This window comes from Thalassospira sp. TSL5-1 (assembly GCF_001907695.1).
Taxonomy (GTDB): domain Bacteria; phylum Pseudomonadota; class Alphaproteobacteria; order Rhodospirillales; family Thalassospiraceae; genus Thalassospira.
On the sequence record NZ_KV880638.1, the window covers coordinates 291,164 to 304,444 of the forward strand.

General features: G+C 48.1%; 11 protein-coding genes and 1 tRNA gene. 4 read left to right on the forward strand and 8 right to left on the reverse strand.

The window, feature by feature from the left end:
- Nucleotides 1–64: 64 nt before the first annotated feature.
- Nucleotides 65–1,801 (forward strand): adenylate/guanylate cyclase domain-containing protein, encoded by a 1,737-nt coding sequence (locus LF95_RS10880; RefSeq protein WP_073955174.1) that lies wholly within the window; start codon nucleotides 65–67, stop codon nucleotides 1,799–1,801.
- Nucleotides 1,802–1,938: 137 nt separating this feature from the next.
- Nucleotides 1,939–2,015, forward strand: a tRNA-Arg gene (locus LF95_RS10885).
- Nucleotides 2,016–2,345: 330 nt separating this feature from the next.
- Here the strand turns inward: LF95_RS10885 and LF95_RS10890 are convergent.
- The 7 genes from LF95_RS10890 to LF95_RS10920 are packed head-to-tail and all read right to left on the reverse strand — an operon-like array spanning nucleotide 2,346 to nucleotide 9,272.
- Complete coding sequence (locus tag LF95_RS10890; protein WP_073955175.1) at nucleotides 2,346–3,461, reverse strand: glycosyltransferase family 4 protein; 1,116 nt, start codon at nucleotides 3,459–3,461, stop codon at nucleotides 2,346–2,348.
- Nucleotides 3,458–4,579 carry a glycosyltransferase family 4 protein gene (locus LF95_RS10895; protein ID WP_252509736.1) on the reverse strand — a complete coding sequence of 374 codons (1,122 nt, stop codon included), beginning with the start codon at nucleotides 4,577–4,579 and terminating at the stop codon, nucleotides 3,458–3,460. Before LF95_RS10895 ends, LF95_RS10890 begins: the two co-directional genes overlap by 4 nt.
- A 3-nt stretch (nucleotides 4,580–4,582) precedes the next feature.
- Nucleotides 4,583–5,536, reverse strand: a complete 954-nt coding sequence (locus LF95_RS10900) for a glycosyltransferase family 2 protein (RefSeq protein WP_073955176.1) — start codon at nucleotides 5,534–5,536, stop codon at nucleotides 4,583–4,585.
- Nucleotides 5,533–6,522, reverse strand: a complete 990-nt coding sequence (locus LF95_RS10905; protein ID WP_073955177.1) for a glycosyltransferase family 2 protein — start codon at nucleotides 6,520–6,522, stop codon at nucleotides 5,533–5,535. The genes LF95_RS10900 and LF95_RS10905 overlap by 4 nt, the downstream gene beginning before the upstream one ends.
- 9 nt (nucleotides 6,523–6,531) lie before the next feature.
- The gene (locus LF95_RS10910) at nucleotides 6,532–7,248 is read right to left on the reverse strand and encodes a class I SAM-dependent methyltransferase (protein WP_073955178.1); all 717 of its coding nucleotides are present in this window, start codon (nucleotides 7,246–7,248) and stop codon (nucleotides 6,532–6,534) included.
- A complete protein-coding gene (locus LF95_RS10915) occupies nucleotides 7,248–8,495 on the reverse strand; it encodes a lipopolysaccharide biosynthesis protein (RefSeq protein WP_073955179.1) in 1,248 nt (415 codons plus the stop codon). Before LF95_RS10915 ends, LF95_RS10910 begins: the two co-directional genes overlap by 1 nt.
- A gap of 21 nt (nucleotides 8,496–8,516) precedes the next feature.
- Complete coding sequence (locus LF95_RS10920; RefSeq protein WP_073955180.1) at nucleotides 8,517–9,272, reverse strand: FkbM family methyltransferase; 756 nt, start codon at nucleotides 9,270–9,272, stop codon at nucleotides 8,517–8,519.
- 283 nt (nucleotides 9,273–9,555) lie between these two features.
- Between LF95_RS10920 and LF95_RS10925 the strand changes: the two genes are divergently transcribed.
- Nucleotides 9,556–10,173, forward strand: coding sequence for a 5'-methylthioadenosine/S-adenosylhomocysteine nucleosidase (locus LF95_RS10925; protein WP_073955181.1), 618 nt, complete (start codon nucleotides 9,556–9,558; stop codon nucleotides 10,171–10,173).
- 96 nt (nucleotides 10,174–10,269) lie between these two features.
- Here LF95_RS10925 and LF95_RS10930 read toward each other — a convergent pair whose 3' ends face one another.
- Nucleotides 10,270–11,937, reverse strand: a complete 1,668-nt coding sequence (locus LF95_RS10930; protein WP_073955182.1) for a thiamine pyrophosphate-binding protein — start codon at nucleotides 11,935–11,937, stop codon at nucleotides 10,270–10,272.
- A 453-nt stretch (nucleotides 11,938–12,390) separates the two neighbouring features.
- On the opposite strand from LF95_RS10930, the gene LF95_RS10935 reads away from it, so the two are divergent.
- On the forward strand, nucleotides 12,391–13,224 hold the full coding sequence (locus LF95_RS10935; RefSeq protein ID WP_073955183.1) for an SH3 domain-containing protein: 834 nt from the start codon (nucleotides 12,391–12,393) through the stop codon (nucleotides 13,222–13,224).
- Nucleotides 13,225–13,281: the final 57 nt, after the last annotated feature.

Sequence of the window (13,281 nt, forward strand, 5' to 3'; positions counted from 1 at the left end):
ATTCGGCGGCATCTTGGGATGTGGTGGTGATGGGTCAGTCCATTGCGGAAGGATCAGGGCCGGTATGCTGCGGACCGTTCGAGCAAAGTTTGTGGGGGTCGCGGCATTTTTTGTCGTCTGCCTGACCATTGGAACCGGTTTCTCCGTTATTCAGTCGCTGGGTATTAATGGTGATCTAGAGGCGGTGTCACGTTATGTGACGCCGGTAAAGGATGCCCTTTCCGATGTGCGTGCCCGCCAGCTTGAGCAGATTGCCCTGCTGGACCGCTATATGCGGGTGGTGGAAAGCGAGGGGGGGGATGCCTCTTTGCTTGGTGGTCTCGAAATCGAGATCAAGGCCAAGCAAACCCAGATCGAACAGGCCTTTCGCAAGGCCTTTACCTCGGCTGCACTGGGGCGGGCGCAAGCCAGTTCGCATTTTGATCAGGGTGTTTTGCTTAACCTTGATGTCCGCATGCGCGAATTTGCCGATATTTCCTCTCAGTTCAATATCGGGATGGAAAAGCTGCTGGATGCGGTGCATCAAGGCGATATTACCACCGCTCAGCGTCAGGAAAATGTCGTACGCGGTATCCATCGCAACATCGTGCTGAATTTGCGCAGCGAGATTTTGCGTCTTGAACGCTATGTTGCCGAAACGGTCGAGGCCGTTTCGGCACGCGAGGATTTTCTGATCCAGGCGGAATTCATCATGATGCTGATCGCGGCGGTGGCGGGGCTGGGCATTGCCTATTACCTTGGCATTGGTGTGGCCCGCACGGTGAATGATACCACCAAGGCGATTAACAGTGTGCAGTCCGGCAAACTTGATACCAGCCTGGATTTCAAGGGACAGGGCGATTTTTCCGCCCTTGCCAATGCCTTTAACCGCATGACGCGCGAATTGCGGGTGCGGTTTCGGATGCGCGAACGATTTGGCAAATATGTTGATCCCAAGGTTCTGAATAACCTGCTGTCGCAGGAAACCGCGCTTGAAACCTCGCAAAAGCGGGTGATGACGGTCAGTGTTGTCAACCTTACCGGGTTTGACTGGCTGGCCGAACATACCGCGCCGGAAAAGCTGGTGGATTTCCTGAATGACTATCTGACCGCGATGACAGAGCCGATTTCCGGCCATAGCGGCATTATCGACAATTTCATCGGCGACCGGGTGATGGGCTTTTGGGGCCCGCCCTTCTGTAATGAAAAAAGCCATGCAATGCACGCCTGTAAGGCGGCGCTGGAACAGGTGGCTCGCTTTAATGCGCTTAAAACCAAATATGCCGATTTGATTGGTGATCATGGCCTCGATATTCGTATTGGCATTGCTACGGGCGAGGTTGTTGTGGGGTCGATCGGCACGGATAAATCGCGGGCTTATACTGTGGTTGGCGACTGCGTGAACTATGCCCACCGGCTTGAAAAGGCCAACCGCATTTATGGTACGCGCATTCTGGCCTCGAACGAGACGGCCAGCCTGGCGTCGTCAGATGTGGAAATGCGCGATCTGGACCATGTGGTGCTGCTGGGCACGGAAAAGGTGGTTTATCTCTATGAAATACTGTCTGAAAACGGGCAACTGAGTGATGAACGCCGTGAATGGCGCAAGGATTACGAAACGGCGATTGGCTTTTACCGTGAGGGGGCGTTTGAGGAAGCAGCACCGCTGTTTGAGAAGGTGCTGGATTTCAATAACGGTGATTTTGCCGCCCAGCTCATGATCAACCGCATGGAACGCCTCAGCCGCCGTGAACAGGACCGCGAATGGAACGGTACCTGGGTGGTGCGCGATCCTTATGAACGGCGCGACGTTGAAAGCTGACGGGGCAATCTTTGTTAAAAAAGACGGCGACGTATTGCTTACCCCTTATTGTGCAAAAACCTGTCAAAAACCCTTGCCCGAATGGTGCAAAACCTGTATCACCCAAATCGCTTGATGATTTTGCATCAATGCCCTGCGCACCCGTAGCTCAGCTGGATAGAGCGTTGCCCTCCGAAGGCAAAGGCCACAGGTTCGAATCCTGTCGGGTGCGCCACTTTTCCATGCGTATTTCCCACTAAATAACTGATTTCATTGCCGAAAATCGCCAAAACAGCGATGTTGGTGCGACGCATGGTAGACCAGTTTGTAGACCAATCCCCGAGCTATACTTTCCAAAAACGCAGAATCTTTTATTTCTCACGACGTGTTCCTGCTGACCTCCAGGCAAAATATCGTTCGTTATGCATCGAGAAAACAGACATATTTCTGACAGGTTTAGTATTGGGCTGTAATTTCTTAATAAACTTCTGTAGGAGCGTGATGCTTTAAAATTGGATTGTTTTGGCATTCGATGAAAAAAAATATAATGGGGGTTAAAGAGGTTTTAAAAACGTCTTGTCTCAGAATTATGGATGGTTTGGATTATTAGTTTTTCGAGACGAGGGCCTAAGGTTTCGATATTAAATCTTTGTGCTATGTTAACCTGTGCTGAAATTCCCATAAGGCGTCTTGCTTCGTTATCGGCGACTAAATTCTTTAAGCTATCTGCCATCAAAGTATATTTCATATTTCCGCCTGCAAGGATACCTGTTTGGTTATTTTTGATGAGGTTGTTGACGCCAGTGCAATTGGCAAAAGCGACGCACGGAAGGCCTGACGCCATTGCTTCTGCTACGACTAGGCCAAAGCTTTCGTACTGTGAAGCTAGCGCAAAAATCTGGGCTTTTTGAAGCTCAGGCTCAACTTTTTGCACTATGCCAGGCATTGATACACGTTCTTCAAGTTTTAGTTCTTTGACCCGTTGAATTAAGTTAGCGCGAAGTGGTCCATCGCCTAAAATTCTTAGATCCCATTGAGGGATCTGGTTCGCTATACTTGCAAAGGCTTCCAATAGTATTTGATGGCCTTTTGATTCGTCGAATCTACCAATAGATATAATTCTTTTATTTCTTTGTAATAAAGGGGTAGATGAAGATGGGGGCATGTTAACTGGATTCTCTATCGTAGTCATCTTTCTTCTTATAGCAGAAGGATAACCCAAGCGTATTGATTCCATGGGAACAGTTATGTGCCGTAAAAAGGGAAGTGCTGTCCAGTATAGTGCTTTTTCTATTGGATGATTTTTATAATGTTCGATACTTGTGTGTTCGCAAGCTATAACTGGTATCTGACTACCCATGAGAGCGAGCGAAACGGGTATAAAACTACTATGCATAAAAGCAAGGACTACATCAGGTTTTTTTTTAATGATTATTTCTCTTATTTTTTTAATTCGGTGTAGTAGTGTTCCTAATGTAGACGGTGTATGCGGGTTTCCGATTCCCATTCTTATGTTTTCAATATTCGATGGAAATGGATAAAAAGGTGCTTCTCCAATCGCATCGGATGTTACGGCTGTTACTGTATGGGAGTTTTGTAAATATGTTGCAAACTCACAGAAAACGCGCTCTGCTCCTCCTGGAGCTTGATGAAGACCTTTTATGATCATCATAATTTTCATGATTTATGCACTCTGGCTAAATCAGAAAAAAGTTTTTGCCATCTATCGAAAATGTGTGAAGGTGCGTATTTAGCTACAGATTCTATTGCGATTTCTCCCATGTCTTTGCACATTTCCGGAGAGTCAATCATGTGTTGCATCGCTTTAGCAAAGGCTGCTTCTGTCGATTCGACGAGTAATCCGTTATAACCGTCTTGAAGAAGTTCATTAACACCTGATGTGGATTTCAATCCAATGGCAGGAACTCCGTAGCTTAATGCTTCAACAAGTGCATTTGGAAAACCTTCCCATAATGATGGAAAGGCAAGAAAATCGCTTTTTTCATACCAATCTGATACGTTTTTAACTGAGCCAGCAAAGACTACACGATCTGTTAAATTTAGTTTTTTTGCGAGACCACGTAATTCTGTTTCGGCCTCTCCGTCTCCCACAAGCGCAAGCGTCCAGTCGGGATTTTTGTCAGCTATCAGCGCAAATGCGCGAAGGAGAAAGGTTTGGTTTTTCTGGTAGCTTAAGCGTCCCATACTAAGAATTAATTTTGTTTTTGGAGCTCGGCTAATGCTAAGATGACAGTTTGAAGGTTTCCAGACTGGATTTGGAATCGCAACAATGCGTTTTCGCAAAAACGCGGGATACTTCTTTCGATAGCTTTCCAATTGTACAGTGATGCAATCTGATGTTGCTAAAAACAAATTTGATCGGCGACGAAGTTGCTTCCCGTGTCGAACGTAGTCAAACAAGTCTGGAGAGTTACGCTCTGCGGCAATGATTGGGATTCCCGTTCCTAATAAAGCAGTTCGTGTCGCAATGAAGGCTCCAACTTGAAAAGCAATAATTACGTCAGGCTGGAAGTCCAGTATTAAGTGTCGAATACGCATTTGCCTTCTGAGACGCAAGCCCCATCCTGCCGCGTTTTGAGGATTCCCCATATCCAGTTTCATCCACTTAATTTGAGGATGTAGTTCGTAATGTGCCTCGGCGTTTTCTTCATCCCAAGTGAGAAGACCGACTTTGAAGCCCCGGTCAATCATTTCGTTCATCATGGCTGTTGCCATGCGTTCAACCCCACCCGCCATACGATGAAAATTACGACAGACGAATAAAATGGAGACAGACATTTTTCACGCTTTCATTCGGCGTTCGTGAATAAAACGGTTCAGCGCCGTTCGGGAGAAATGACGTAAAGTGCGGAAAGGATATGTAATGAGTAATTGAATTAGAATAATCGAAGCGGCCACGGGGCGACCGCTAAAATGTCTAAAACGAAGCTCCGCCCAGCGCCGCATGTAGATATAATTTCCATTGCTTAGCAAGTATTTTTTGTTCTTTTCCAAAAGATAAAGAAAGCTTTCGTGTTCGTGTTGAGCTGTCTTATCAGAACTATGAGAGGCATATTGTGTTAGCACACTTTCAGAAATCCCGATGAAATGACCTCCGTTAAGAGCAAGTCTGATTGCAAAATCGGCGTCTTCTTGTCGACGCATGTTTTGATCAAATTCCCCAATCTTCTGGAAGGTCGTTGCGCGAGCCATTAGAGAGCAGGTAGGTGTACCCCCGCCATAGAAAATACCACGGCGGTAGCGTGCACATAATAAATAGTCGGCGAGTTCTACTCCAATCGGGCCCGGGCCCTTTGATCCAATGGCCAGGATCGGCATTTCATAGCCGTTATTGTAAATTCTTTGACCAGAAGCATAGCATGCAATCATCTTTGTATTGGCTAGACGCTCGTATGCAGTGATTCGTTTATACTGGAGACGAATTCGGTCTTTCCGACTAACGTCATCATCATCGAAAAAGGCAATGAACTCACCGTTAGATTCTCGAAGAATCGTATTGCGCGCTGCAGCGCATCCTTTGTTTTGAGCGTGTTCTATTACGCGAATCCGACTATCTTGAGCTGCCCTTTTTTGCAGGATTGCTTGACTTCCATCATGAGATCCGTCATCGACCACCAAGATTTCCAAATTCTCCCAGTCCTGACTTAATGCACTGTCCAACGCACGACTAATTGTTGTCACTGCGTTGAAGCACGTTATTCCAATAGAGATCAGGGGAAGCGATTGATCTATCATAAGGAATCCGTTTTTTTATGCATATCATGCCAACACTTTTGATGTCGTCGGGTTGCAGAGGCCGGAAGAGACCAAAATAATTTTTGCAGCGTTTTAAACGGGTACCGCATGCCAATTAAAGCGATTTTCCAGAAGAGGGCTGCTTTATGCCCTTGTAAATGAAGTAATCGCGCGTCCTGCCATTTTTTAGAAAAACCTAACCAGCCGTGAAGAGCAAGAAATCCTTGGTGCTTGTGTAATAGAGCAACATAGGCCTCGTGTTCTGCCTCTAGGCGTTTCTCATCGCCGGGTGTCATTAATTGACGGACCAATGGTTCGTCCAAACCAGCAAATGCCCCGCCAGCCATTGCCAGTCGGATTGCAAAGTCCGTATCCTCGGCTCGACGTAGAGATTCATCAAAACCGCCTAGTTGTAGATAAACTGACTTACGCCCTAACTGGGAGCATGTTGCGCACGAGCCAGTTACATTGGGAGTGATGCGGCCAAGAAGGATACGATCAACCACTGCATCCCCTGCTGGTATTTTGCCGTTCTCCCCACCCATTGTTTGCTCATAGTGTATGACACCATTGGGATAGATCTGTTCACGTGAAGAATGGCATATTGCCAAATCATGACCAATGGTGCGTTCAGCCTCCGCCAGGCGTGCCATTTGTTTTGAAATACGTTGCGGGTGACTAATATCGTCATCGTCGAAGAAGGCAATATACTCACCCTGTGCTGCTTCTATGAGGCGATTGCGACAAGATGCTACACCAAGGTTTTCCTTGTTTTTTAAAAGGCGGAATGACGGGTATTTATTTCTTTTATCCTGAATAAATTTTTCAATCGTATTAATGGTATCATCTGTTGATGCGTCATCAATTACAAGCACTTCCAATGTTGGCCAATCCTGGGCGAATGCTGAATTGAGTGCCGCAGAAATGGTTTTCGCTGCATTAAAGCTGCAGAGTGCGGCTGTTACCATTGGCTTTGAAAGTGTCATTGGCGTATTTTACCTGGCTGAAGCCTCAATAAAGTAAGCAATTGGTGCTCGGCACGCAGGATCATCCTGAACGGCCATTATTTTATCGCGTCCGCGAAAGTTCTTTTGTGAGTATGCTAGGTCTAGGAGAAGGCTTGTTGTACGTCTTAAGCCTTTTAAGGGACCAGGTAAACCTGTTACTAAGCTGGCTGTGGAAAAAGGCCCCCATGTTAGGGTTTCAATGTTGACGTTCTTAAAGTTATGATCATGAAGTATTTTTTCCCAGAAGCTGGGTGTTCCCCGATGGTAATCGCTTGGATGTCCATGTACGGGAAAGAGGAACGGAACCACTAAAATAAGTCGGGCACCATCGCGGCTTACACGGCGTAATTCGGATAAAGTTCCATTTAAGTCACTGACATGTTCTAAAGTATTTAGAGATATGACGGCATCATATTGGGCCGGATCTGTTGGGATGCGACCGCTTTTATCAAGTAGGAAATGTGGATTTGTGTTGGGATCAATATTTGCTGACTCATATATAAAACCAGATTCACTGCCCCATTCTGCGATCTTTTCAGCATAATTTACATGTCTTCCCCCACCGAAATCAAGCACGCGCCCTTTTAGTCCCAACAGAGCCAGTCGCTCATATTCCAGACAGCGAAGCAGGCTCTGTTTTTTGATTGCTTCGCGAAATGACAAGTATCGCTTCCAGGTGGGAGGGCGGAATAAAATTTTTGTCATTATTTTTCCTTGCAAACAGATGATGATTTTAGATGGTATTTACGATAAACTATAAATCCAGTGATTAAGCTGATTGTTGCGCCTTTAAGGATAAAGGCTGCAACAGCTCCTTTTATACCAAAATAAAATGTCAATAAAAGTATTGTTGGGCCATCAATAGCTGCCTGGCTAAGGGTGATTTGCAGGAACGCCTTGCTATCTAGCTTTGATTTTACATATCGAAAATAAATCTGACCAATTGTCCCGGTGGCAATCCCGGTCGTTAATATCTGAGCGTAAAAAATAGAATCGTTATATTTGGGGCCAGAAAGAAGTGGTAATATGTATGGTATGGCTATTAATGAAAATAAAAAACAGCCGAAAAGCAATGTTGCTGTAATTATAAAAGTAAACCTATGCAGGGATTGGTCATAATTTTCTCGGCGAGCAAAGACTGGACCAAGAACGGCTATTGCCTCGCCTATCATTGCTTGTAACAACTGAGGAATACGTACTGCAACACTGTAAACTGCTAGAGCCTCGGGGCTAATAAAGTAAAAAAGTGCTATTCGGTCTAGTTGCTGAACAGCTAGAGACGGAATTTCGTACATACTGACTTTCACCCCGTAACGAAGTGCATTTGGTTCTCGTGTTGAAGATTTTGGAATTTGCCGAGTTTGCCACAATGTCGCGAAAATATTTACTAATCCGGGCGCTAGAAGAGCAATAAGAATAGTCGGAAATATATACTGAGGAAAAGTGAAAGCGCAGGCTGAAACAGTAATGGTGCGTAAAGTAAAAGAGGCGCCATCGAAAAATAATAGCCGCCAATATTTTTCATCTCCAACAAGAGTGTTGCGCCAGTAAAGAAAACCAGAATATAATGGAAAACCTATGCTGGCAGCTAGTAAACCTGCTGCCATTGTGTTGTCCCCGGTATGCATGTGCCACCAAGCGGCGGCGGCCAGCGCTAACATACCTAGTAGTGATGTTTTCGCTGATAATAGTACAGCGCGGCGAAAGTCTCCTTTATGGCCGCGGGCAAATGATTGAGCGAGTGCGTTGCCAATGCCAGGAAGAGAGGTTAGCCTTACAAAGCTTATGAGGCCAAGAATTAATGTATAAATGGCGAAATTTTCGGGTGATAACTCTCGAGCCAGGATCGCAAATGTAGCCATGCCGCAAACTAACTCAGCAATTTTTCGACCTACAAGTACTGGAGCCTGTTTGCCAAAATGATATGCCAGACTATTCAATTTTAAGGCCAAGACTATGAATTTCCTAGGGGTTTAAGCCGGCGACCAATTTTTTGAGCGTTTACAGTATAAAAGTGGCTTGGAAGAAGCTCGTCCGCCTACTTCAGTAATTTCATCAAAGTAAATAGAGAGATGTTTGCATACACGCTCCGTGTCGCAAAGACTTGGATGCAGTTCAATAACCAAATTCTTTACCTTGGCTAAAATTTCGTGCGTACCGCATAAAAAATCTTCTTCAGACCCCTCTATGTCTACTTTCATCAGGTCAATTTCATGATTTTGGGATGCAGCCTGGTTTACTAATGTTGCAAGACTGGTTGTCTGAACCGGGATTGCTCCGTTCGCTTCCACACGGTGGCTCATCGAAGGTCCGGAGTCTGATAAAAATACCGTGTCTCCATCTCTTTTACTGGCGGCTGCATGGACGGTACTCCAAGAGCAACCAAGTCTTCTGCGATTTGCCGCATTGCACTCGACAAGTTTATACGTTTCGGGGTCCGCTTCCACACTAACAATTTGCGCTTTCGGATTTACTCCAAGTAACCAGATTGCGAATGTGCCGATATGTGTACCTACGTCTAAGACCGCTGGAGATGTGATGTTGCGTAATTCATCATCTAGAAATGCATACTCCAAGTCTATTAGTACTTCCTTAAGTGCTTGCTCGTCGATGCCGCGGAATACTATGTCTCCTGAAGCTGCATGGATTAACTGAGGTGCGTAAATATCTTTGCGAATACCTAAAACAAGCCTTAAAGCTGTCAGTGGATTTCCGCTTAGCTTCGTCATCCAGGACACCCGTTTTGTGAGGTTGCCTAGGCGTTTCCAGAAATAAGAAACTTTAGCTGGGGTCACGGGTAGCCCTCTTGATTATTTATGCTTTGGTTGGTTGTAGATGGTGAGTTGAACCACTGATTTTAGCAAGAACGTATCGTATAATGATGCTGTACTTGGGTGTCAATGATGACTGAAATTTCAAATATGTTGTCGGTCTGATTTTGATTGAACTTTGTTCAAGTTCGAAAAGTTCATCAATCGTTAAGGTGATGCCTGTCAAATCGGGTGAGGAAAGATGAGAGATAGCGTAGTCTATGTCATGGCTGCTCCAGCTGAATACGGCCCTCATTTGCAGGCCAAGATAACGCCTGAAATGATTGGTGTTGGTCCTGTTGAAGCTGCGGTAAATTTAACGGCTGTTTTGGCGCGTAGGGAAATTGAAGGGAAGTTACCGGATGTCGTGGTATCTCTGGGTTCAGCCGGATCTCGGCACTTGGTTCAGGCCGAGATTTATCAGGTCACTGCTGTTTCCTATCGTGATATGGACGCCTCGCCGCTGGGCTTTGAGAAAGGCTGCACGCCTTTTGTCGAGTTTCCGGCTATTGTTGCCCTGCCCCATCGTATTCCCGGTATTGCGGAGGCAACATTGTCGACAGGCGGGAACATTGTTTCTGGTGCTGCTTATGATTCCATTGATGCTGATATGGTGGATATGGAAACCTATGCCGTTTGGCGCGTATGTGAGAAATTTGGCTTGCCTTTGATTGGCCTGCGGGGCATTTCCGATGGCAAAAAAGAACTGACCCATATTTCGGACTGGACGGAGTATCTCCATGTTATCGACGAGAAATTGAGTCTGGCTGTTGATCAATTGGAAAAGACGCTTGAGAACGGTGATGTCGTTTTAACCTGAGCCTGCCAGCGGCCGGAAATAATGATAAAAATGCCGCCTGCGGGAAATGCAGGCGGCATTTTTGTTCAATCTCAGTGTTCATCGCCAAAGGCGGGCTTAACCACCATTCCGGATTTCATCCAGCGTCTTTACCGGCGTAAGTGCCTGCGGGTCAACTTGGACTTCGATGATGGCGGGTTTGTTGGCCGCCATGGCGCGTTCAAGGGCCGGGGCGAAATCCTCGGTTTTGGTGACGGTTTCGCCGTGTCCGCCAAAGACGCGGGCGTAGCCAGCGAAATCCGGGTTGTGCAGTTCGGTGCCAGAAACGCGGGCCGGATAGTTGCGTTCCTGGTGCATGCGGATGGTGCCAAACATGCCGTTATTGACCACCACAACAATGATATTGGCCCCATATTGCACGGCGGTTGCAAATTCCTGCCCGTGCATTAAAAAGCAGCCATCACCGGCCAGGCAGACCACCGGACGGTCCGGGTGGTGGAGCTTTGCCGAAACCGATGCCGGCAGACCATAGCCCATCGAGCCTGATGTCGGAGCCAGCTCGGTGCGATAGCTGCGATAGCGATAGAAACGATGCAAAAAGGCCGCGTAATTGCCGGCACCATTGGTGACAATGGCGTTGTCAGGCAGCACATCGCGCAAATGGCCAATGACATGAGCCATTTTCACATCCCCGGGCGTATCTAGCGGAGTAGAGAAAGCCAGATAGGCATCGCGGGCCTGTTTGATTTGCTCTGTACGTGCAGCACCATCCACGGGCGCCATATTGGCAAGGGCGCGCATAAACGAGCGCTGGGAGGCATTAATCGCGATATCGGGGCGATACACCCGGCCAAGTTCATCGGGGCCCGGATAGACATGGATCAGGCGCTGCTTGGGGCAGGGAATGTCGAGCAGGCTATAGCCACTGCTGGTCATTTCCCCCATGCGCGAGCCGACAAGAATAACCAGATCGGAATCGCGAATAAAACCGGCCAGCTTGGGATTGATGCCAATGCCAACATCGCCAATAAAATTGGGGTGGGTATTGGGCATGTAATCCTGACAGCGGAACGAGGTTGCGATGGCAACATTGTTGGCTTCGGCAAAGGCGACCAGGTTTTTGCTGGTTTCAGCCGTCCAGCCGCCGCCACCGACAATCATCACCGGCTGGCGGGCTTTTTCCAGCTCGGCGCGAAAGAGTGCCACGTCTTCAGCGGCGGTTTTGGCTTCCACCTCGACATAGCGTTTGCCATCGGCGACCACAGCACTGGACGAAAGCATATCCTCGGGCAGGGCAAGAACGACAGGCCCTGGGCGGCCAGATGTCGCGATGTGATAGGCGTGGCTGATATATTCGGGAATGCGTTCGATGCTGTCGATCTGGCCGACCCATTTGCAGAGCGGTTCGAACATTTTACGGTAATCGACTTCCTGGAACGCTTCGCGGTCGACCATATCCCGGCCAATCTGGCCGACAAACAGGATCATCGGGGTTGAATCCTGATGGGCAACATGGACACCGGCAGACGCATTGGTGGCGCCGGGGCCGCGCGTGACCATGCAAATGCCGGGTTTGCCTGTCAGTTTGCCATAAGCTTCGGCCATCATGGCTGCACCGCCTTCCTGACGGCAGATAACAGGGGTAATTTCGGGGTGATCGACCATGCCGTCAAGTACAGCCAGAAAGCTCTCGCCTGGGACCAGAAAGGCGCGTTCGCAGCCATGAATTTGCAGTTGATCGACAAGGATGCGTCCGCCGTGGCGCAAACCGGGTTGTATGGACATGTTATTCCTCGTTGGTGGCAGATGGTGGCGTTAGTTCTTTGTCCTAACGCCAAGGATATCACCATGACCGGCACGTAAGGTAAAGAACGGATATGAGCAAAAGGGGGCGATATTGTGCTGCCAAAACGGAGATTGCCATTTCGCAGCGGCCTTCACACAATCGGAACACGTTATGGCAAAGGCCGGGGATCTTGCAAATATCGGCACGGAGTGTGTAGGACTATTCTGCCTTGGGGTGATTTTTCGCAGATGCCACGGTGGTTTGGGCGTGCAGAGCTTTAAAACCTGTGCAATCGTGATTTAATCGTGCAGATTGCATGAAATTTCAATTTGTGACTGGATTCAATGGGATCAGCTTCATAGGATGCGGGCAGGATCATGGGTCGTCCAAAAGGGCCGGGAAATCGGTCGCGATTTCCCGATGTGCCAGATAATCGATAAAAGCGGGTGCGAATGAAAAAGCTGATTGTCGGAATCGTTGTTCTTGGGGTTGTTGTCGCCGGAGGTGGATTTTACTGGACTCAGCAACAGGCAAAGCAGCAAAGAATGGCTAATCACTTTCAGCCGTCTCCGGCTCAGCTTTATACGGGCATTGCTGACCAGGTTACGCCGGTTTTTGATTTGCATGGCTATAAAATCGCCATGCTTGTCCCTGGCGACCGGACCAACGGCGATAGCTGGGTTTTTCGGGGTACCGCGCGCAGTGGCAATCTTTCGCCCGCTTATTACGGCCAGGTTGATTATACCTGTGGGCCGCAGGGCGGGGATGAAGATGCGTGCTGGAAATTGAGCCAACTGGTTGTTGACGGGCGCCCGTTAAAGCTGGTTGGAACGGTGGCGGAAAACGGCGATGCGTCCGATACGCCTGACGAGACAGCGGCCCTTGAAAGCCGCGAATCCCAAGCCCTTGGGATGACGAATGCGCTTGATACCGCCATGCCGGGAGATGGGGCGGTTCAGCCTGTAGCACCAGACGCATCCGGGGCGGCGGACAGGCAGGCATCGGATGGTCCCGCGGATGAAACGGCGCAGGCGACGGCAGATGATGATGGTGCAGACAACAACAATGCCGATCAGGAAAAAGCGGATGTCTGGCGGACCACGTCAGATAATGTCAATGCCCGCATGGGGCCGGGCACCGATTATGAAGTCGCCTTTGCCATGCCGCAAAGCACCCCGATGCAGTTGCTGGAGCAGAAAGACGGTTGGGGGCATTTTTCCTATGTCGGGCCGGATGGCAACACATATCGTGTCTGGATTTATATGAATCTGGTTGCCAAAGACTGAGCCTTTTGGGCTTTTGACCCGGTAGGCTGCCGGTTTGTTGCTTTCGGATTGTCCTGA

Excerpts from the sequence above, each read along its gene's own strand:
- LF95_RS10880 (WP_073955174.1), top strand. The coding sequence starts at position 65 with ATGCTGCGGACCGTTCGAGCAAAGTTTGTGGGGGTCGCGGCATTTTTT.
- LF95_RS10890 (WP_073955175.1), bottom strand. The coding sequence starts at position 3,461 with ATGAAAATTATGATGATCATAAAAGGTCTTCATCAAGCTCCAGGAGGA.
- LF95_RS10895 (WP_252509736.1), bottom strand. The coding sequence starts at position 4,579 with ATGTCTGTCTCCATTTTATTCGTCTGTCGTAATTTTCATCGTATGGCG.
- LF95_RS10900 (WP_073955176.1), bottom strand. The coding sequence starts at position 5,536 with ATGATAGATCAATCGCTTCCCCTGATCTCTATTGGAATAACGTGCTTC.
- LF95_RS10905 (WP_073955177.1), bottom strand. The coding sequence starts at position 6,522 with ATGACACTTTCAAAGCCAATGGTAACAGCCGCACTCTGCAGCTTTAAT.
- LF95_RS10910 (WP_073955178.1), bottom strand. The coding sequence starts at position 7,248 with ATGACAAAAATTTTATTCCGCCCTCCCACCTGGAAGCGATACTTGTCA.
- LF95_RS10920 (WP_073955180.1), bottom strand. The coding sequence starts at position 9,272 with ATGACGAAGCTAAGCGGAAATCCACTGACAGCTTTAAGGCTTGTTTTA.
- LF95_RS10925 (WP_073955181.1), top strand. The coding sequence starts at position 9,556 with ATGAGAGATAGCGTAGTCTATGTCATGGCTGCTCCAGCTGAATACGGC.
- LF95_RS10930 (WP_073955182.1), bottom strand. The coding sequence starts at position 11,937 with ATGTCCATACAACCCGGTTTGCGCCACGGCGGACGCATCCTTGTCGAT.
- LF95_RS10935 (WP_073955183.1), top strand. The coding sequence starts at position 12,391 with ATGAAAAAGCTGATTGTCGGAATCGTTGTTCTTGGGGTTGTTGTCGCC.